Raw genomic sequence first — 23,494 nt, 5'->3', positions numbered from 1 at the left:
GTGTGGTCGGACACAGTAAATACTCGCCGGTATCGAGATTTTGACTGAATCTGGTCCGGTTTATTATCGAAACGAATACGCTTCTCATCGTCTACGGACGCGTTTGGTGTCGGGGTTGACGATGGAGGTCGGGAGATAACCGAGTCATTGCTGGTTGCGTGGCGGCGAGCCGGATTGCCGCGATCGTGTCATAGCCGATCGCGCTGAATCCGGTGTGAGCGGGTGGATTTCGGGCAGGGTGCCCGAGGTTGGCCACCCCGCGCCGATCCACCCCACCCCGGTCGCGAGCCGGGGAGTTCCGAGTGTATGTGCGGTCGCGTGGCGTTACCCGCGGCCGGTAATGGAAGGCAGTGTGCGATGACCAACCCCACTCCGGCGCGCGCCGAAACAGAACAGCTGGCAGCGCTGGTGGCGACGGTCGCGGCGATGGATCCGGCGCGGATCGCGGTCGAGTTCGACGGTGCCGCGGTGTCCTATGCCGAGCTCGATGCCCAGCTCACGCTGATGGCCGAGCTCACCGGTGGGGCGCTGGACGCGGACTCGCTCGTACAGGTGGTGCTCGCCGAGTTGTTCCCCGGCGTGGTCGATGCGGCCGAGGGGACCTTCGGGGTGCTGCTGGATTCGCTCGCGGGTGATGCGATGGCGGCGCTGGGGATGGAGGAGGTGGCGGCAGCGACGCTGGTCGACCGGTTGGCCGCGCAGGTGGCGCGGACGCCGGATGCTGTCGCGGTGCAGTTCGGTGACGTGGTGCTGACCTACGCGGAGTTCGATGCCAGGGTGCGGGTGCTGGCGGCGCGGTTGGTCGAGTTGGGCGTCGGGCCCGAGGCATTGGTCGGGTTGGCCGTGCGGCGCGGTGTGGAGTTGATCGTCGCGGTGCACGCGATCGTGCGCGCGGGTGGCGCGTATGTGCCGCTGGATCCGGATCATCCGGTGGAGCGGTTGCGCTATGTGCTCGAGGTGGCGCGGCCGGTGGTGGTCGTGACGCGTGCGTGTGATGAGCCCGATCTCGGCGATGTGCCGGTGCTGCGTACCGATGACCTCGATTGGTCGGCGGCGTCCGGCGAGGTGGATTCGGGGGTGCGGGCGGGTAATACGGCCTACGTCATCTTCACCTCCGGTTCCACGGGCCGGCCGAAGGGTGTGGCGGTGACCCACGGGGCGATCGTGGCGAACCTGGATTGGCGGCAGCGTAGGTACGGCATGACCGATGCCGATGTGGTGGTGCAGAAGACGCCCTTCACCTTCGATGTGTCGGTGTGGGAACTGTTCTGGCCCTTGCAGATCGGGGCTCGGCTCGTTGTGGCCGAACCGGGACGCCACGGTGATCCCGGGTATCTGGCGGCGTTGATCGCGCGGCATCGGGTCACCGTGACGCACTTCGTGCCGTCGATGCTGGCCGCGTTCGTCGGTGAACTGGGTCCCGACGTGGATCTGTCGTCGCTGCGGATGGTGTTCGCTTCGGGTGAGGCGCTGCCCGGCGCCACCGCCGCGCGGCTGCGGGCGTTGTCGTCGACCGCGTTGCACAACCTGTACGGGCCCACCGAGGCGGCTGTCGATGTCACCGCGCACGAGGTGACCGCGGCGGACGAGGTGTCGGTGCCGATCGGTGGCCCGGCCGACGACACCGGGCTGTTGGTGCTCGACGAGAATCTCGATCAGGTGCCCGTGGGGGTTGTCGGCGAGCTGTACCTGTCGGGTGTCCAGTTGGCGCGCGGCTATGTGGCGCGGCCAGGGTTGACCGCTGACCGGTTCGTCGCCAATCCCTACGGCGTGGCCGGTGAGCGCATGTATCGCACCGGTGATCTGGTGCGGGAATCGCGCGGTGAGCTGGAATATTTGGGGCGCACCGACTTTCAGGTGAAGCTGCGCGGGCTGCGGATCGAGCTGGGGGAGATCGAGGCCGTGCTGGCCGCGCATCCTCGGGTGGGTAACGCGGCGGTGGTGCTGCATCGGCATGCCGCCGGCGAGGCGCTGGTCGGTTATGTGGTGAGCGTCGACGGTGCGGTGCTCGACGAAGCCGAGTTGGTCGAGCACGTCAAGGCGTCGATGCCGGAGTACATGGTGCCTTCGCTGCTGACGCAGCTGGACGCGATGCCGATCAATGCCAGTGGCAAGCTGGATCGGAAAGCATTGCCGGAGCCCGACTTCCGGGTCTCCACCGTCGAGTACCGGGAGCCGCGCACGGCGACCGAGCGTGCTGTCGCCGCGTTGTTCGCCGAGCTGCTCGAGGTGGATGCCGTCGGCCTGGACGACGACTTCTTCCGGCTCGGCGGCAACTCGCTGATCGCCACCCGTGCCATCGGCCGCCTGCAGGCGAATTTCGGTGTGCGGGTCGATGTTCGTGACTTCTTCGACAGCCCTACTGTCGCGGTGCTCGCGAAGCTCGTCGAGGGTGGGGTGGTCGATGATCGGCCCGCACTCGTCGCGGGGCCGCGCCCGGCAGTGGTGCCGTTGTCGCCGGCGCAGCAGCGGATGTGGTTCCTGAACCGGTTCGATCCGGCGACCGGGGCGTACAACATTCCGATCGCGGTGCGGTTGTCCGGCGCGCTGGATCATGCGGCGTTGCGGGTGGCGGTCAGTGACCTCATCGCGCGGCACGAGGTGCTGCGTACGATGTACCCCGAGGTCGACGGGGTGGGGACGCAGCGGGTGCTCACGCCTGCCGAAGCACTCGAATGGCTTGTTGCCGAATCGGACTCGGAGGCCATCGCCGGTGGTGCCGATGGCATCGGTCGGTCGGTCGGCGTCGATGGTTCTCTCGCGGCTGGGAGTGCGGGCGTCGGGATCGGTACGGCTGACGCGCGTCGGCAGGGCCACAGCGGGGTGAGCGACTCGAATCCGCCGAGGGCGTCGATGCTGCTCGAACCCATCCGCGTTGGTGCCCAGGAACTTCCGGACGCTGTGGCCGCCGTGATCCTGCGTGGGTTCGATGTCACTGCAGCTCCACCGGTGCGCGCGAGACTGTTCGAGGTCGACGGCGATCACGTGCTGGTGCTGGTGGTGCATCACATCGCCTCCGACGGTTGGTCGGCGGGGCCGCTGGTGCGCGACACGATGGCCGCCTACTACGCGCGCACCGAAGGGGTTGCGCCGCAGTGGACTCCGCTGCCGGTGCAGTACGCCGACTACACCCTGTGGCAGCGGGCGGTCCTCGGCGCGGAAGGCGACGTCACTTCGCAGGCCGGGCGTGAGATCGCGTTCTGGCGTGCGGCTTTGGCCGGGCTGCCGGATGAGTCGAGCCTGCCGACCGACCGACCGCGCCCGGCCACCGCGTCGATGCACGGCCGCAGGGTCGAGTTCGAGCTCGAACCGGATATCGTCGCGGCGCTGAATACTGTTGCCGCGGAACAGGGTGCGACGCTGTTCATGGTGTTGCACGCGGCGCTGTCGGTGCTGATCGCGCGGCTGTCGGGCAATACCGATGTGGCGATCGGCAGTCCGGTCGCCGGCCGTGGCGCCGCGGAACTCGACGATGTCATCGGCATGTTCGTCAACACCGCGGTCCTGCGTACCCAGGTGCGCGGCGCCGAGCCGTTCACCGACCTGCTCGGCCGCGTCCGCACCGCGGATCTGGCCGCCTTCGACCACACCACGCTGCCGTTCGAGCGGCTCGTCGAGGTGCTCGCGCCGCCGCGTTCGGCCGGTCGCCACCCGCTGTTCCAAGTGGCGCTGTCACTGCAGAACCTGCCGCCGACGAGCTTCGAACTGCCCGGTCTGCGCGCTGCCGCCGTCGACCTGCCCTATGACATCGAGAAGTTCGATCTCTCACTGACCCTGCGTGATTCCGCTGCCACGGGCTTGTCCGGCGAATTCTCCTACGCCACAGATCTGTTCGACGAGCAGACCGTCACGCGCATGGTGGCCCGTTTCACCGGGCTGCTCGCCGCGATCGCCGCCGCTCCGCAGACCCCGGTCGCGGATCTGCCGCTGCTGATCGACACCGAACTCGCCGAGCTGACCGCCCGCACCGGCGGCCCGTCGAACCCCGCCCCGCTCCTGCCGCAGGTGCTTTCCCGTGCCGCCGCCGACCTCACCGCGATCGCGATCCGCGACGGCGCCCGCACGCTGACCTACGGCGAGCTCGACGCCACGTCCACGCACTTGGCCGCGCGGCTCGCCGATCTCGGTATCGGCGCGGGTGACCTTGTCGCCGTGAGTATTCCGCGTTCGGCCGACTCGATCACCGCGATCTGGGCGGTCGTGAAGTCCGGCGCGGGATTCCTCCCGGTCGACCCGAACTACCCCGCCGACCGTATCGCCCACATGCTCTCCGATTCCGGTGCGGCAGCGGGTATTACGACGGAGGCTGTGTCGGCGGATCTGCCTACCTCGGTGAATTGGCTCCTGCTCGACCACACAGCACCCACGGTAGGTGATGCGGCGCAGGCGCGCCTCGGTGCCTCCGCACGTCCCGGTGACAGCGCCGTCGGTACCGGTGGTGGCAACAGCGCCGGCACCCCTCCACATGCCGACGTAGCGGATTCCCGTACGGGCGGCGCAGCACGTGGCCGCGCGGCGGGTGGGCGGGCGGTGGATCCGCTGGATCCCGCGTACGTCATCTACACCTCCGGCACCACCGGGCTGCCCAAGGGCGTGGTGATTCCGCACGGTGCGGTAGCGGCGTATCTGCCGGTGCAGGCGGGGCGGTACCTGGCGTCGGCGGATGCGCGGGTGCTGCATGTGGCATCGCCCTCGTTCGATATCTCGGTGGCCGAGCTGCTGCTGACCGTGACCGAGGGGGCGACGATGGTTGTCGCGCCCGCCGGGGTGTTCGGTGGGGCCGAGCTGGGCGAGTTGCTGCGGGTGGAGCGGGTGACCCATGTGGTCATCACGCCGTCGGCGTTGGCGACCGTGAACCCGCGGGGGCTAGACGAGTTGCGGGTGGTGGTGGTCGGTGGCGAGGCGTGCCCGCCGGAACTGGTGGCGCGGTGGACTGCCGCGATTCCGGGGCTGGTCTTCCGTAACGGTTACGGGCCGACGGAGACCACCATCGTCACCAATATCAGCGAACCGCTCGGTGCGACAACAGCTGTCACCCTCGGCGCACCGGTGGAGGGCACGACCGAACTGGTGCTCGACGAGCGGCTGCGGCCGGTGCCCGCCGGGGTCGTCGGCGAGCTGTACATCGCCGGTGCGCAGCTGGCGCGCGGCTACCACCGCAGGCCCGCGCTGACGGCGGGACGGTTCGTCACCAATCCCTACGGCGCACCCGGCGAACGGATGTACCGCACCGGCGACACCGTGCGCTGGGTCCGGCGTGACGGCTCGTTCGATCTGGAGTACCTGGGCCGCAACGACTTCCAGGTGAAGGTGCGCGGGTTCCGGATCGAACTCGGCGAGATCGACGCGGTCCTCGCCCGTCATCGGACGGTGGATTTTGCCGCCACCATCGGGCACCGCACCGATGCCGGTGCGACCCTGTTGGTCTCCTATGTGGTGCCCGTCTCGGGTGCCGTGATCGACACCGCGACACTCATCGCGCACACGGCCGCGCATCTGCCCTCGCACATGGTGCCCGCCGCGGTCGTCACCCTCGACGCCGTGCCGCTGACCCCCGTCGGCAAGCTCGACCGGACCGCACTGCCCGTGCCCGTCTTCGAAGCCGCCGCCTACCGGGCGCCCGAAACCGCTGCCGAGCAGGTGGTTGCCGCGGCCTTCGTCGAGGTCCTCGGCCTGGACCGGGTCGGCCGCGACGACGACTTCTTCGATCTGGGCGGAAACTCGCTGCTGGCCACCCGGTTGATGGCGCGCATCGGCACCGACCTCGATATCCGCATTCCCGTCCGCCAACTCTTCGACACCACCACGGTGCTGACGCTGGCGGCGGCCGCCGGCCGTCTGCGTGGCACGGGCGCCGGCCCCGCGCTGGTGGCCGGTCCGCGGCCCGATCCGGTCCCGCTCTCACCGGCCCAGCAGCGCATGTGGTTCCTCAACCGTTTCGACCCCGGTTCGGCCACCGACAACATCCCGATGGCCGTCCACCTCACCGGCGACCTCGACATCACCGCACTCCAGGCGGCGATCGTCGACGTACTCGGCCGCCACGAAGTCTTGCGCACCCGCTACCCGGAACTCGACGGCAACGCCGTCGCCGAGATCCTTCCGGCGACCGGCCTGCTTCCCGACGTGCACCCGCGCATCACGGAGACGGCCGACCTGTCCGACGCCGTTCGCACCTTCGCCGCCACCGGTTTCGATCTCACCGTCGACGTTCCGATCCGTGCGGCCTTGTTCCGCGTTGCCGCGAATACCGATGCGGCACATGATGGGTCGGCCGGACCCGGCATCGACCGTGCGAGCCACGGTCGGCCGGCGACAGCCCTCGGTGCCGTGGAACAAGTCGACGCGACGGACCCGACCGGGTCCGCTGCGGAATACGTGCTGGTCATCGTGTTGCATCACATCGCGGCTGACGGGTTCTCGTTCGGGCCGTTGATCCGGGACGTGCTCACCGCGTACGGGTCGCGGGCCGCTGGGGTGGCGCCGCAGTGGGCGCCGTTGGACGTGCAGTACGCCGACTACGCCGTCTGGCAGCACGCGGTGCTCGGCGATGCGGCCGATCCGGAATCGATGGCGGCGAAGCAGCTCTCGTATTGGCGCGACGCCCTGACCGGGGTGCCCGAGCAGTTGGAGCTGCCGACCGATCGGGTCCGGCCTGCGGTCGCTTCGCGGCGTGGTGCGACGCACGGGATCGAGATCGATGCCCAAACACACCACGCGCTGACGGAATTCGCTCGTGCGCACGGCATCACGGTGTTCATGGCGGCGCACGCGGTGTTCGCGGTGCTCCTGGCACGACTGTCGGCGACCACCGATATCGCGATCGGCACACCGGTGTCGGGCCGTGGTGAACGCGCACTCGACGATCTCGTCGGCATGTTCGTCAACACCCTCGTCCTGCGCACCGAGGTGAGGCCCGCGACCCCGTTCAGCACACTGATCGCCCAGGTCCGCGACACCGACCTCGCGGCATTCGGGCACGCCGACGTGCCGTTCGAGCGCCTGGTCGAGATCCTCGATCCGGTCCGCTCCACCGCCCGCAACCCCCTGTTCCAGGTGATGCTGTCCCTCAACGAGGACACCCCGGGCAACCTCGTCCTCCCCGGCCTCACGGTCGCGGGCTTCGACCTGCCCACCGGCGTCGCGAAGTTCGACCTCGAACTGACCCTCACCGAACATCACGACGGCAACGGCACTCCCACAGGCATGTCCGGTGCGTTCCTCTACGCTACCGACCTGTTCGATGCCGCCACCGTCGCCGATTTCGCCACCCGCCTCGAGCGCCTGCTCGCCGCGGTCCTGGCCGACCCGAACCGCCCCGTGGGCGACATCGAAATCCTCGACCACACCGAGCAGACCCAGTTGCTGACCACCTGGAACGACACCACCGCCGACCGCGACCACACCGCGACGCTCGCCTCCCTCTTCGCCGACCGGGTGGCCGCCGCACCGCAGGCGATCGCGGTGGTCGTCGACACGGATTCGTCGAGCGCGATTTCCCGGCTCGAACTCGCGGCAGCCGATGCGATCGCCGCGCACCGCGTCGGGTCCGCGGCGCACGAGGTGCCCGGCGGTGGCGCTGTCGATTCCTCGGCAGCGGTGGAGCTTTCGTACGAGGAGTTCGGTGGGCGAGTCGCACGGCTGGCCCGCCATCTGATCGGGCTCGGGACCGGTCCTGGCTCGCTGGTCGCGGTGGCGATGCGCCGTGGTGTGGAGCAGTTGGTCGCTGTCCACGCGGTGCTGGCGGCCGGTGCCGCGTATGTGCCGGTGGATCCGGATCACCCAGCCGAGCGGACCGCCTTCGTGCTGGCGCAGACGGCACCGGCCTGCGTACTGACCGTCACCGGAAGCGTTGCGGCGGTGGGGAAGCCGGTGCTGAAGATCGATGCGCTCGACCTGTCGGAACTGTCCGGCGACCCGATCACCGATGACGAGCGGACGGCACCGCTGCGTCCCGAGCATCTCGCGTACGTGCTGTTCACCTCGGGCTCGACCGGCCGGCCCAAGGGCGTGGCCGTGCCGCACAAGGCCGCGGTGAACCAGCTGCAGTGGCTGCAGCGGCAATACCGGCTCGGCGCCGACGACGTGGTGCTGCAGAAGACGCCGTTCACCTTCGACGCGTCCGTGTGGGAACTGCTGTGGCCCTTGCAGGTCGGTGCGCGGCTGGTGCTCGCCACCGCCGACGGGCATCGTGACCCGGCATACCTGGCGGCGGCCACCGTGCGTCATCGGGTGAGCGTTGTCCAGTACGTGCCGTCGGTGCTCGCCGCCGTGCTCGCTGAACCGGTGTCAGCGCAGGCGGATTCGCTGCGATTGGTTTTCGCGGGCGGTGAAGCGCTGACGACCGACCTGGCACGTCGCGTCCGTGCGAGCACCGGCGCGACGGTGGTGAACCTGTACGGCCCCACCGAGACCGCCATCCAGGTCACGACGCACCAGGTAGGCGACGAGCGGGGAGCATCGGTGCCGATCGGTGTACCCGTTGCCGATTCCCGCGTATACGTGCTGGATTCGCGCCTGCACCCGGTTCCGGCCGGTGTCCCGGGTGAGTTGTATGTGGCGGGCGCGCAGCTCGCCGACGGCTATCACGGCCGCGCCGACCTCACCGCCGAACGTTTCGTCGCCAACCCCTTCGCCACCGGCGAACGCCTGTACCGCACCGGCGACCTCGTCACCTGGCGGACCGGCGCCGACGGCCCCGCCCTGCAGTACCTCGGCCGCACCGACTTCCAGGTGAAGCTGCGCGGCCTGCGCATCGAACCGGCCGAAATCGAAGCCGCGATCGCCGCTGTTCCCGGTGTGCGTCGCGTCGCCGTCATGGTCCGCTCGGACGAAGGCCGACCCGATCAGCTCGTCGCCTACGTGGTCCGTGCTGCCGGTGCGTCCCCGGTCGCGGGAACGGGCAGTGCTGTATCCGCCGACCTGGATGCCGCGATCGCCGCGGCGCTGCCCTCCTACATGGTCCCGGGCGCCTATGTATTCCTCGACGAGTTGCCCGTCAACGCCTCCGGCAAGCTCGATCGCCGGGCACTGCCCGCGCCGCGATCGCGGCAGCTCGACTACCGGGAGCCCGCCACCGTCACCGAGCGGATCGTCGCCGCGACCTTTGCCGGGGTGCTCGATCTCGACCGGGTCGGCGCGGGTGACGACTTCTTCGCGCTCGGCGGCAACTCCCTGCTGGCCACCCAGGTGGCGGCGCGACTCGGTGCCGCGCTCGATGCTCGGGTGCCGGTGCGGGAACTGTTCGAGGCGAGCACCGTCGACGGACTCGCGCGGCGGCTGGATGCGCTGCGTGGCACCGGTAGCAGGCGCGGGCCGGTGGCGGGTCGACGCCCGCGACGGATTCCGCTCTCGCCTGCGCAGCAGCGGATGTGGTTCCTGCACCGCTTCGACCCGGACTCCGCCGCGTACCACATTCCGGTCGCGATCCGGCTCAGCGGCGAGCTCGACGCGCGAGCGCTGCGTGGTGCGCTGGGTGACCTGATCGCCCGGCACGAGACATTGCGCACCACCTATCCCGAATTCGACGGGCAGGCAACGCAACTCGTCGGCCCGGCGTTCGTGCCCGGCCTCGCCGTCACCGATGTCGATGATGTGGCGGCGGCGGTGGTCGCGGTGCTGGCCGGCGGTTTCGACATCACGACCGAGGTGCCGGTGCGCGCCGCGCTGCTTCGGGTCGCGGCGACCGAACATGTGCTGGTGCTCGTCGTGCATCACATCGCGGCCGACGGCTGGTCGATGGGCCCGCTGACCCGGGATCTGGTGGCGGCCTATGCCGCTCGCGCGGCGGGGGCGCAGCCGCGGCTGCCCGCGTTGGCCGTGCATTACGCCGACTATGCGCTGTGGCAGACCGAGGGGCTCGGCCGTGCCGACGACCCGGACGCGCCACTGGCCCGCCAGCTCGGCTACTGGACGGATCGACTCGCTGGCTTGCCCGACGTCTTGACGTTGCCCGCCGACCGGCGCAGGCCGCTGATCGCCACCAACCGGGGCGCCACCTTCACCTCCACCCTCGGCGCCGATCTGCATCGCGGGATCGAGGAGCTGGCTCGCGCGCACCGCGCCACCCCGTTCATGGTCCTGCACGCGGGGCTCTCGGTGTTGCTTGCGCGGCTCTCGGCCGGTGCCGACATCGTCGTCGGTACACCTGTGGCCGGGCGCGGTCATCGCGAGCTCGACGACATCGTCGGCATGTTCGTCAACACCCTCGTGTTGCGGGCGCGGGTCCACCCCGATGTTCGCTTCGCCGATCTGCTCGACGAGGTTCGCGCGGGTGATCTCGATGCCTTCGACAATGCCGACGTGCCGTTCGAGAGCCTGGTCGACGCGCTGAATCCGGCGCGCTCCCAAGGATATTCACCGCTGTACCAGATCTCCCTGGCATTGCAGAACCAGCGCAGGACCGCGTTCGAACTGCCCGGCCTCACGCTGTCGGGGCTGCCCCTGCCCGACGCGCCGATCGAAGTGGATCTGGACTTCACCTTCGTCGACCGTTTCGCGCCCGACGGCGCGCCCGCCGGTCTCGACCTCGAACTGCGCTACGCCACCGACCTTTTCGATGCCGACACCGTGGCGGCGATGGTCGCAATGCTCGAGCGGGTGTTGCGGGACGCGGTCACCGCCCCCGAGACCGCGGTCGGCGACCTGCGGTTGCTCGCCGCTGCCGACGAGGCCACGCTGCTGGCGGGCCCGCACGGTGCGGTGGTTCCACTCGACAGCGCACTGGCCGAACTGGGCGTGCGCGCCCCACTCGCCGCTCACCTGCTCGACGCCGCGGCCGCACGCGATCCGCGGGCAGCGGCGGCGATCTTCGAAGGTGCCGAGATCACCTACGGTGCGCTCGCGGCCAGGGCCAACCGGCTCGCGCGCAGATTGATCGACTGCGGCGTCGGGCCGGAAACGCCGGTGGCCGTCGCGGTTCCGCGCAGCATCGAACTGCTGGTGGTGCTGCACGGCGTGCTCGCGGCCGGTGGTGTGTACGTGCCGATCGACGCGGCCCAGCCGGCCGAACGCATCGGGCAGGTGCTGGCGACTGCCACGCCACGCCTCGTCGTGGTCGCGTCGGCCGGTGATCTCGATCATGTGGACAGCGGTATCCGATCCGCTACGGCCTCAGTGCATTTCGCCGCCGCGTCGCGTTCCGGATTCCCGGTGCTCACCGTCGCACAGCTCGAGGACCCGACGCAGGAGACCGTCGCGGGTGGCCCGCTCACCGATGCCGAACGTCTCGCGCCGCTGCACCCGGAGCACCCGGCTTATGTGCTGTTCACCTCCGGCTCCACCGGCACGCCGAAGGGTGTGCTGATCTCGCATCGCGCCGTTGTCAACGAAATCGCTTGGCTGCGTGGCGAATACGCGATGACCGCAGCGGATCGCTTTCTGCAGCGCGCGCCGCTCACCTTCGACGTCTCGCTCTGGGAACTCCTGGCTCCCGCGCTGCTCGGTGCCCCGCTGGTGCTGTTGCGTCCCGGCGGCCATCTCGACCTGGCCTATCAGGCGCGAACGGTACGTGAGCAGGGCGTCACCATCATGGAGATCGTGCCGTCGGTGCTGGCCGCGATGCTCGCCGAAGGGCTCGGCGAGGCGCTGAGCGGGCTGCGGATGCTGCACGTGGGCGGCGAGGAACTGCCCGCCCCGCTGGCGGCCGCTGTGCTCGCCGCGATTCCCGGCGAGCTGCACAACACCTACGGCCCGACCGAAGTGGCTATCACCAGTACTTTTCAGCAGATCACGGCACCGGTCGAGCAGACCGAGCTGCCCATCGGCAGGCCGACCTGGAACGTGCGCGCGTATGTGCTCGACGAGCGTTTGCACCCGGTGCCCAGTGGCGTCGCGGGAGAGCTGTACCTCGCGGGTGCGCAGCTGGCCCGGGGCTACCTCGGCAGGCCCGATCTGACGGCCGACCGCTTCGTCGCCGATCCGTACGGTGCCGACGGCGGGCGAATGTACCGCACCGGCGACCTCGTTCGGCGCGATCGCGCGGGAGCGCTGATCTACCTGGGCCGCAACGACTTCCAGGTTAAGATCCGCGGGCTGCGAATCGAGCTGGGCGAGATCGAGGCCGCGCTCGGCGACGCACGCGGCGTCACCCACGCGACCGTACTTCCTGCCACCGACGACGCCGGACGTCAGTGCCTGGTCGGCTACGTCGCCGGCGCTGTCGACACCGTGGCTGTGCGTGCGCATGTCGCGGGCCGGGTGCCCGCGTACATGGTCCCCACGCACCTGGTCGTGCTCGATACCGTGCCGCTCAACTCGGCGGGCAAACTCGACCGGACCGCGCTGCCTGCCGCCGACCTGTCCACCACCACCGAGTACGTGGCGCCGCGACCGGGTGCGCAGACCGCGCTCGCCGGTGTGATCGGCGAGCTACTCGGGGTGGGGCGCATCGGCGCCAACGACGACTTCTTCGCGGTCGGTGGCAATTCGCTGCTCGCGATGCGTCTGGTCGCCCGCGTCAACGCGGCCCTCGGCAGTGCGCTGGACGTGCGCGATGTGTTCGACGCCCCGACCGTCGCCGGACTTGCCGAGCGCGCGGGCACCGGCCGCGAACAGTTGCCGCCGCTGACCGCCGTGCGCCCGCGCCCGGAACGAATCCCGTTGTCACTGGCCCAGACTCGGCTGTGGTTGCTGAATCGCATCGATCCCGAATCCGCCGTCTACACGCTGCCGATCGCGTTGCGCCTGACCGGCGACCTCGACACCGACGCCCTGTGGGCGGCGCTCGCCGATGTGCTCGACCGACACGAATCGCTACGCACCATCTTCCCGGAAGACGCCGACGGCCCGACCCAGATCGTGCTCCCGGCCGACCAGATGACGCCCGAACCCATCGTCGCTACTGTCGCCGAGACCGATCTGGCAGAGGCCGTGCGCGCCGTCGTCGGCGCGGGTTTCGACCTCACGGCCCAGCCGCCGCTGCGCGCCGCGCTGCTCCGTCGAGAGCCGAAGGACCGGTCGGAATCCGGGTCCGACCTGCGCGATGAGCTCGCAATGGGGAGCCGGGTGACCGGTGGGGCCGAAGTCATCGCTACGGCTATCGCCGCACCCGGGCGTGGTGCCATGGCGGGCGAGGTCGAGCATGTTCTGGTGCTCGCGGTGCATCACATCGCCGCCGATGGTGTGTCGACCACGCCGCTGGCGCGCGACCTGATCGGCGCCTACGCCGCGCGCGCGGCGGGACTCGCTCCGGTGTGGGAGCCGTTGCCGGTGCAGTATCCGGACTTCACCCTGTGGCAGCACGCCGTGCTCGGCGATGCGGCCGATCCGGAGTCGCCGCTGGCGCGGCAGCTGGCGCACTGGCGTGACGAATTGGCCGGGGCCGCACCGGTTCTCGACCTGGCGACGGACCGGCCTCGGTCCGCCGTGCGCACGGGTGTGGGTGGGGCCGTCGGGTTCGATGTGCCCGCCGAGGTGGTGGCGGGGATCGAGGCGCTGGCTCGTCGCCATGGGGTGTCCACCTTCATGGTGGTGCACGCGGCGTTCGCGGTGTTGCTGTCCCGTCACGGTGCTGGTGCGGATGTTCTGGTCGGCACTCCGGTTGCCGGGCGGGCCGACGCGGCGCTCGACGATCTGGTCGGCATGTTCGTCAACACTCTCGTGTTGCGGACCGCGGTCGACGGCGGCGCCGGATTCGGTGAGCTGCTCGCCGAGGTACGGGCCGCCGATCTGCGGGCTTTCGCGCATGCGGATCTGCCCTTCGAGCGGCTCGTCGACGAGCTGAATCCGGTTCGCTCCACGTCGTATTCGCCGATCGTGCAGGTGATGCTGGCATTCGAGCATCGCGACGACACCATCATCGAGCTGCCGGGGCTGCGGATCGACGAGTTCGCTCTGCCCGCGGCGACAACCCAATTCGACCTGTCGCTGGCGATCGACGAGATCGTCGATGCCGCAGGGGAACCCGGGATGCGCGGCTGGCTGCGCTACGCCACCGATCTGTTCGACGCCGACACCGTGGCTGCGTTCGGTGCGCGGTTCGTGCGGGTGCTGAGCGCTGTTGTCGCCGATGACGCCATCGCGGTCGGCGAGATCGATCTCATGGATGCCGCGCAGACCGCCCAGCTCGTGGCGTGGAATGACACCGCCGCCCCGCTCGACACCGACGCGACCCTGGTCTCGCTGTTCGCCGCGCAGGCCGCGCGCACCCCCGACGCGAGTGCCCTCGAGTTCGAGGGAGAGCGGGTTACTTACGGCGAGTTCGCGGTTCGTGTCGCCCGCCTGGCGCGATGGCTGATCGCCGAGCAGGTCGGTCCCGGCGCCGTCGTCGGTATCGGGCTGCGGCGCGGCATCGAGCTGCTGGTTGCCGTCTACGCGGTCCAGGCGGCAGGCGCCGCCTATCTACCGCTGGACCCCGACCACCCGGCGGACCGAATCGCCGACATCCTGGCGACCGCGGCCCCGGTCTACGTGCTGGCCGCCGCCGACTTCCCCGATACCGAGCCCGGCACGCGCATTGTCGAACCCGGCACGCTCGACCTGTCCGGGTTCGCTCCTGACCCGGTGACCGATGCCGACCGGATCCGGCCGTTGCGTGGCGCGGACTTGGCGTATGTGCTGTTCACCTCCGGCTCTACCGGTAAGCCCAAGGGGGTCGCGGTTACCCACACCGCGATCGTCAACCGGTTGGTCTGGATGCAGGACGCCTACCGGCTCGGTAACGCTGACACCGTGCTGCAGAAGACGCCGATCACCTTCGACGTGTCGGTGTGGGAGCTGTTCTGGCCCTTGCAGATCGGCGCGACCCTGGTGATCGCGCGCCCCGACGGGCACCGTGACCCGGCCTACCTGGCCGAGGTCATCACCCGCACGGGTGTCGGCGTGGCGCACTTCGTGCCGTCGATGCTGGCGGCCTTTCTCGCCGAACCGGCTGCCGCCGGCTGTGTTTCGCTGCGGCAGGTGTTCGCTTCCGGTGAGGCGCTGCCCGCGGCCGATGCTCAGCGCCTGCGCGCGCTCATTCCCGGTGTCGCCGTGCACAACCTGTACGGGCCGACCGAGGCCGCGGTCGACGTGAGCTTCCACGAGGTCACCGACGCCGACACGGTCACGGTGCCGATCGGCGCCCCGGTCGCCAACACCGCCCTGCACGTGCTCGACGCCCGGCTGCGTCCCGTTCCCGTCGGCACACCGGGTGAGCTGTATCTGGCCGGTGTCCAACTGGCGCGCGGTTACCTCGCCCGGCCCGACCTGTCCGCCGACCGCTTCGTCGCCAACCCGCTCGGTGCCCCGGGTGAGCGCATGTACCGCACCGGCGACCTCGTGGTCCGCACCCGCTCGGGCGAACTGGAATACCTGGGCCGTACCGACTTCCAGGTGAAGCTGCGCGGCCTGCGCATCGAACTGGGCGAAATCGAAGCGGTCCTCAGCGGTCTCGACACCATCGACCGAGCGGTGGTCACCGTCCGCGACGACGGCGTCGGCGCCTATCTCGCCGCCTACCTCGTCCCCGCGGTCGGCGCTGCGCTCGACCTCGATGTCGTGAAAGCTGCGCTACAGCAGGCGCTTCCGGCCTACATGGTGCCGAGCGCGTTCGTAGTTCTCGGTGAGTTCCCGGTCAATGCCTCCGGCAAGCTCGATCGGCGGGCACTCCCCGCGCCGGAGCTGGTCGCCCGTGAATTCCGTACCCCGGCGACGCCGTCGGAGCAGTTGGTGGCGGGGATCGTCGCCGAGGTGCTCGGTGCCGAACTGGTGGGTGCCGATGACGACTTCTTCGATCTGGGTGGGAACTCGCTGATCGCGACCAGGGTCGCCGCGCGGCTCGGGGCGGCGTTGAACCGGCAGGTGCCGGTGGCGCGGATCTTCGAGACACCGGTGGTGTCCGCGTTGGCCGCCGGGCTCGATGCCGAGGGTGGTGTGGCGCGCGTGGCGCTGGTGGCGGGGGAGCGGCCTGCTTCGATTCCGCTGTCGCCCGCGCAGCAGCGGATGTGGTTCCTCAATCGGTTCGATCCGGATTCGGCCGGGTACAACGTGCCGATCGCGGTGCGGCTCAGCGGCGTGCTCGATCTCGACGCGCTCACCGCCGCGGTGGACGACCTCGTCGGTCGGCACGAAGTGCTGCGTACCTACTACCCCGAGACCGCCGACGGTCCGGTACAGCGGATCCTGCCCGTCGCCGAAGCCGGTGTGGCACTGCGGATCCAGGACATCGCCGCCGAGGAGATCGTCGATGTGGTGACGGCGCTGGCCGCCACGACCTTCGATGCCACGGCGGGTGTGCCGTGGCAGGTGGTGCTGTATCGGATCAGCGCCGACGACGCTGTGCTGGCCATGGTCGTACACCACATCAGCGCCGACGGGTCGTCGATGCCGCCACTGGTGCGTGACCTGATGACGGCCTACCTCGCCCGCCGCGACGGTGCCGCACCACCGTGGGCGCCACTGCCGATCCAGTACGCCGACTACGCGCTGTGGCAGCGGGCGGTGCTCGGTGACGAAGCCGATCCCGATTCGGTGGCCGCCCGCCAGCTCGACTTCTGGCGCGGCGAACTCGCCGACCTGCCCGATGAACTCGCGTTGCCGCTGGACCGGCCGCGTCCGGCGGTGCGGACCCTCGCCGGTGGCACCGTGCCGGTGCGCCTGGACGCCGGCACGCACGCCCGACTCAGCGCGCTGGCCAGGGAGTCCGGTGCCACACTGTTCATGGTCGTGCACACCGCGTTCGCGGCGTTGCTCGGTCGCCTCTCCGGCAGTGCTGACATCACCGTCGGTACGCCGGTCGCCGGGCGCGGTGAGGCCGCACTCGAAGACCTGATCGGCATGTTCGTCAACACGCTGGTGTTCCGGACCCGCCTGCGTGCGGGGGAGTCGTTCCAGCAGTTGCTGATTCGTCAGCGCACCACTGATCTGGCCGTGTACGCCAATGCCGAGGTGCCGTTCGAACGCCTCGTCGAGGTGCTCGATCCGACGCGCTCCACCGCACGGCATCCGCTGTTCCAGGTCGGCTTCTCGTTCCAGAACTTCGAGCGTGCCGAACTGGCGCTGCCCGGGATCACCGTGTCGGGACTGGACACCGAGAACACGCTGTCGCAGTTCGATCTGCACCTCATCGTCAGCGACGAGTACGCCGACGGTACGGCCGCGGGCGTCACCGGCGTACTCACCTACGCCCACGACGTGTTCGACACCGAGACCGCGCTGTCGATCGCCCGACGGCTGGAACGGCTGCTCACCGCGGTAGCCGCGTCGCCGCACACACCGCTGGACGCCGTGGATGTACTCGAACCCGCGGAGCGGACCCGCATCCTCACCGAGTGGAATGCCACCTCCCACGAAACCGGCAGCGGAACAACACTGCTCACTCCGTTCCGTGCGCGGGTCCGGGCGAATCCCGATGCGACAGCGGTCGTGTTCGAGCACGCCGCACCGACCTACGCGGAACTCGACATCCGGGTCAATCGCCTGGCCAGGCACCTGATCGCCGAAGGCGTCGGGCCCGACGTGCTGGTGGCGCTGGCCATCCGGCGCTCGATCGACTTGGTCGTCGCCATGTACGCCGTACTCACCGCGGGTGGTGCCTACGTGCCGATCGACCCGGACCACCCAGCCGACCGCATCGCCCAGGTCCTCGACACCGCGCGCCCGCACCTGGTCCTCACCACCGCAAGGGACCGCTACGACGGGTCGGCGCCGACCGGCACCTCGCTCGCCGGATCGGCATCGACGGCCGGCGCCGAATCCGATGCGTCGTTTGCCGCCGCAACCGCTGGGACATCGTTGCGCGCGACCGGGAGTAATGGGGGATCGTCGGCTCCGGGTGCCGCCGACAACGCCACGACGGATGCTTCGCCGAGCAGAATCATCGTGCTCGACAGCGTGGACCTCGCTCGCTACCCGGGTCATCCGGTCCTGGAGACCGAACTCCGCACCCCCCTGCGGGATTCGAACCTCGCCTACGTCCTGTTCACGTCCGGCTCGACCGGCAAGCCCAAGGGTGTGGCGGTGAGCCGTGCCGCGGTGCGCAACCAGATCGCGTGGCTGATCGAGCACTACGAACTCGACGGCGACGACGTGTACCTGCAGAAGTCGGGGGCCGGATTCGACCTGTCGGTATGGGGGTACTTCGCTCCGCTCGCGGCGGGGTCGACACTGGTGCTCGCCACACCTGATGGGCACCGTGACCCGCTGTATCTCGCCGAACTTGTTGCCGCGCACCGGATCACCGTCGTCGACTTCGTGCCGTCGATGCTGGCGATCTTCGCCGCGCACGCCGACGCTCAGCAGTTGACGAGTCTGCGGCTGGTCCTCGCGATCGGTGAGGCGCTCACTCCGGAGACGGTCGGCGCGCTGCGTGCGAAATCGTCGGCGGCGGTGCACAACCTGTACGGGCCGACCGAGGCCGCCGTGTCGGTGACGGCGTGGCCCGCCGAAGGTGCGACGGGCCAGACGGTGCCGATCGGTGTGCCCGCGTGGAATTCGCGCGTGTATGTGCTCGACGAGCGGCTGCGCCCGGTCGCACCGGGCGTCGCCGGTGAGTTGTACCTGGCGGGTGAACAGCTCGCGCGCGGGTACCTCGGCCGCGCCGACCTCACGGCGGACAGGTTCGTCGCGGATCCGTTCGCCGGTGCGGACTCGGGTCTCGATCTGGCACGGGCCGGCGCGGACTCGTGCCTGGGCGGCGCGCGTTCCGTCGGTGCCGGCGGCGACAACGGTCGCCGGGGTGGGCGCATGTATCGCACCGGGGACCTGGTGAAGTGGACTCGCGACGGCGTGCTGGTCTATCTGGCGCGCATCGACTTCCAGGTGAAGTTCCGTGGCCAGCGCATCGAGCTCGGTGAGATCGAAACCACGTTGCAGGGGGTGGATGGCGTCAGTCAGGCGGCGGTAGTCGTCTCGGCGAGCGCGACCGGCGATCGGCTCGTCGGCTACGCGGTGCCCACACCGGGCGCCGAGCTGGATCCGGCGGCGCTGCGGTCGGCTGTGGGCGCGGTGTTGCCGTCGTACATGGTGCCGTCGGCGATCGTGGTGCTCGACGCGTTCCCGCTCAACACCTCGGGCAAGCTCGACCGAAAAGCCCTGCCCACACCGGAATTCGTGGCGCGACCGTTCCGGGCGCCGATCAGTGCGGCGCAGCGGGCGGTGGCCGAGGTGTTCGGCGACGTGCTCGGGCGCGAGCGGGTCGGCCTCGACGACGACTTCTTCGAACTCGGCGGCAACTCGCTCATCGCCACCCGGGTCGCCGCCCGCCTCGGCGCGGCATTGTCGACCCGGGTGCCGGTACGGACCTTGTTCGAAGCGACCACCGTGGCCGACCTGGCGGCCGTGCTCGCGGTGCGGGCGGGCAGTGGTGCGGGGATCGCGCTGACAGCAGGCGAACGACCGGCACGGATTCCGCTGTCGGCGGCCCAGCAGCGCATGTGGCTGCTCAACCGCCTCGATCCCGCGTCCGCCGCCTACAACATCCCGATCGCGGTGCGGCTCACCGGCGATATCGATGCGGCAGCGCTGGCCGCCGCGGTCACCGATGTGCTCGACCGGCACGAGGTGCTGCGCACGGCCTATCCGGCGATCGACGGGATCGGGCACCAGGCGGTGTGGGAATTCGTGCCTACGCCGGTGGTGGAGACTGTCGATCCGATCGCGGTACCGGCGATCGTCGCGGCCGAGATCGGGCGCGGATTCGACGTCACCGTCGCACCGCCCGTGCGGGTACGCGTATTGCGCTGTGCGGCTGACGAAGTCGTGTTGGTGGTGGTGATCCATCACATCGGTGCCGACGGGTTCTCCGCCGGGCCGCTGCTGCGCGACACCACCGCCGCCTATCTCGCCCGCCGCCAGGGGGGCGAACCCGGTTGGGCGCCACTGGAAGTCCAGTACGCCGACTACACGCTGTGGCAGCGGGCGGTGCTCGGCAGCGAGGACGACGCCGAGGCGGTCGCCGCACGGCAACTGCGATTCTGGCGTAGCGAACTGGCCGGGCTGCCCGGGCTGCTCGAACTGCCCGCCGACCGGCCACGTCCGGCCGTCGCCTCGCATCGCGGTGCGAGTATCGAAAGGGTTGTGCCGCAGTCGGTATGGCAACGGGCCGGTCAGCTGGCACGGCGCGCCGACGTCAGCGAGTTCATGGTCGCCCACGCCGCGCTGGCGGCATTGCTCGCACGGCTCAGTGGCACCGGCGACATCGCGATCGGCACCCCGGTGGCCGGTCGCGGTGAGCGGGCCCTCGACGATCTCGTCGGCATGTTCGTCAACACGCTGGTGCTGCGCACCGGCGTCGACCCCGCCGCCTCGTTCACCGCGCTGCTGCGGGAGACCAGGCGAGTGGACCTGGACGCTTTCGAGAACGCGGAGGTGCCCTTCGAGCGGCTCGTCGACGTGCTCGACCCGACCCGTTCGACCGCGCACAGCCCGCTGTTCCAGGTGATGCTGGCCTTCCAGAACCTGGCCACGAGCCCGGTCCAGGTGGTGCTGCCCGATCTCACGGTGACCGGACTCGACGCCGACGCGGCCGTCGCCAAGTTCGATTTGGACCTGGTTCTCGCCGGCACCGCCGACGGTGGTTGCGCGGTGAGCCTGACCTACGCCACCGACCTGTTCGACGCCGCGACGGCGGCCCGCATCGCCGACGGCTACGTTCGCATGCTCGACGCGGTCACTGCCGATCCGGCGAACGCGGTCGGCGATGTCGACCTGCTGACCGACGCCGACCGTCGACTGCTCGGCAGTTGGGGTGACACTGCCTCTCCGCTCGGCGGAGCGGGTATCTCCGAGGCGTTCGACCGCCAGGTCGCGGCGACACCGGACGCCGTCGCGCTCATCGACGGTCACACCGTCCTCACCTACGCCGAGTTCGCGGCACGGGTGAACCGGCTCGCCCGGCAGCTGATCGAACACGGTGTCGGGCCGGATCATGCGGTGGCGGTGGGAGTCCGGCGCTCGGCCGACCTGCTGGTCGGCGTGTACGCGGTGCTGGCGGCGGGTGGCACCTACGTGCCGATCGATCCCGATCATCCGGCCGAGCGGATCACCCGCATCCTGCGGATCGCGCAACCGGTCTGCGTGCTCACCACCAGCCGCGACGCCCCCGATCTCGTGCTGCGCGGCCATGATGTGATCACGCTCGACACGGTCGATCTCGAGCGCTTCCCGGTCGGGCCGATCGCCGACGCCGAGCGGGTGTCGCCGTTGTCGCCGGAGCACACCGCGTATGTGATCTTCACGTCCGGTTCGACCGGCCTACCCAAGGGCGTCGGTGTTGCGCATCGCGCGATCGTCAACCAACTCGACTGGCTGGCACAGTGTTTCGAGTTCGCCCCCGGTGACACCGTGCTGCACAAGACACCGACGACCTTCGACGCCTCGATCTGGGAATTGCTGCTGCCGCAACGGGTGGGCGCCCGCACGGTCATCGCCAGGCCCGGTGGACACGGGGACCCCGCCTACCTCGCCGCGCTGATCGCCGAACATCACATCGACACAGTGCAATTCGCACCCACGCTGCTCGCGGCCTACGTGGCGCACCTGCGGGAGTCGGCCGCTGATGGCAACGGCGTCGCGGGCGGGTCGCCGCGGCGGGTGTTCGCGGGCGGCGAAGCCTTGCCCGCCGCGCTGGCACAGCAGGTGCGCGTGCTGACCGGTGCGCAGGTGGTGAACCTGTACGGGCCGACCGAGACCGCGGTGCAGGTGAGCTCGCACGTGGTGACAGCGGACGACGTCGTGACAGTGCCGATCGGTGCGCCGGTGTCGAATACGGGGCTCTATGTGCTCGATGCCCGGTTGCGGCCGGTGATCCCCGGGGCGACCGGCGAACTGTACGTCGGTGGTGCGCAACTCGCACACGGGTACGTGGGCTCGGCCGCGCTGACCGCGCAGCGGTTCGTGCCGGATCCGTTCGGTGCGTCCGGTGCGCGGATGTATCGCACCGGCGACCTCGTTCGGATGCGTGGAAGTGGCACTCCCGCACTGGAATACGTCGGTCGTGGCGATTTGCAGGCGAAGCTCAACGGTCAGCGCATCGAACTGGGCGAAGTCGAAGCCGCGCTGCAGCGCAGGCCGGGGGTCGCGCAGGCTGCGGCCGCCGTGATGTCCGGGGTGGGCGCGGATCGGCTGGTCGCCTACGTCGTCGCCGCGCGTGACCAGGAGTTCGATCCCGGTGCGGCCGGCGCCGACAGCGTTGCTGACGCAACTGCGCAGCAGGGTGGTTCGCGCTTCGATGCCGCCGCCCTGCGGGTGGCCTTGGCGGCGGACCTGCCCGGTTATCTGGTGCCCGCGGTGGTGCTCGAGCTGGATGCGTTGCCGGTCAACACCTCCGGCAAACTCGACCGAGGCGCACTCCCGAGACCGGAACTGCGCCAAGCTACCTACCGGGCGCCGATCACCGAGACCGAGCAGCTCGTGGCGGGTGCGTTCGCTCGGGTGCTCGGCCTCGAGCGAATCGGCATGGACGACAACTTCTTCGACCTCGGCGGGAACTCGCTCACCGCGGTCCAGCTGTCCTCGCGACTGAGCGAGGCGCTGGGCGGCACGGTGCCGGTGGCGTGGTTCTTCACCGACCCCACGCCGGCTGTCGTCGTGGAACGCATTCGGGCCGAGGACAACACGGCTGACGACGCGTTCGCGGTCCTGCTACCGCTGCGCGCGAGCGGCACCGGCGCACCGCTGTTCTGCATCCACCCGGTGGGCGGGGTGTCCTGGTCGTTCGCCGGGCTGACCCGCCACCTCGACCCGCAGCGCCCGATCTACGGGTTGCAGTCGCCGGCCCTCACCGCCCATGAACCGCTGCCCGCCACCATCGACGCCTGGGCACGGCGCTACCTCGCGGCCATCCGCGAAGTACAACCGGAAGGGCCGTATCACCTGCTCGGCTGGTCGCTGGGTGGGCTGCTGGCCCACGCCGTCGCCACCGCCCTGCAGGCCGACGGCGCGCAGGTCGCGCGGCTGGCCATGATGGACAGCTGGCTCGGCGACGGACCCGGACACACCCCGATGCCCACCGTCGGCGACCTGCTCGGCGGCCTCGCCGGTGACGATCTCGCGTTCGACGCCGACGGTCTCGCCGCCGCGGCCGCGGGCATCGGCGGACCACTGGCCGCACTCGACCGTGCCCGCATCGCCCGCATCATCGAAGCCGCCACGGCCTCGATGCGGATGGTCGACGACTACCGGCCGCGCACCTTCGACGGCGACCTCGTCTACTTCGCGGCCACCGTCGACGACCCGACGGGATCGCGCGGAGCGGCGAGCTGGGCAGGCGCGATCGGCGGCACCGTGCACCGGCACGGCATCGACGCCACGCACTGGGCGATGGCGGGCGAGGCGGCGCTGGCCCGGATCGCGGACGTCCTCGACGGGACCGAATCCGACGCACCCGGGTTGGCGAGCGAGGGCCCGACGACGAGGGCCGATGCGCGGGCGGGGGCGGTGGGAGCATAGAATCGCGGAGCTGGCCGTCGTGCCCGCTGCCGGCACAACGAGGCATGACGCGCACGTCGCCAGTACCCGTTTCGAGAGGTTGAGGAACCATGCCAGCACAGCCGTCCGGTGGGATCGGGTGACGAGG

General features: G+C 70.0%; 1 protein-coding gene. It reads left to right on the top strand.

Annotated features, from left to right (window positions below):
- Positions 1-357: 357 nt before the first annotated feature.
- Positions 358-23,367, top strand: coding sequence for a non-ribosomal peptide synthase/polyketide synthase (locus tag ACQHI0_RS18740; protein ID WP_427903159.1), 23,010 nt, complete (start codon positions 358-360; stop codon positions 23,365-23,367).
- Positions 23,368-23,494 lie beyond the last annotated feature (127 nt).

Origin of the sequence: Nocardia sp. FBN12, from assembly GCF_050320175.1 — a bacterium.
GTDB lineage: Bacteria > Actinomycetota > Actinomycetes > Mycobacteriales > Mycobacteriaceae > Nocardia.
This window is presented reverse-complemented; position numbering and strand designations above follow the sequence as displayed.

Coding starts and splice junctions, on each gene's coding strand:
- ACQHI0_RS18740 (WP_427903159.1), top strand. CDS start 358: ATGACCAACCCCACTCCGGCGCGCGCCGAAACAGAACAGCTGGCAGCG.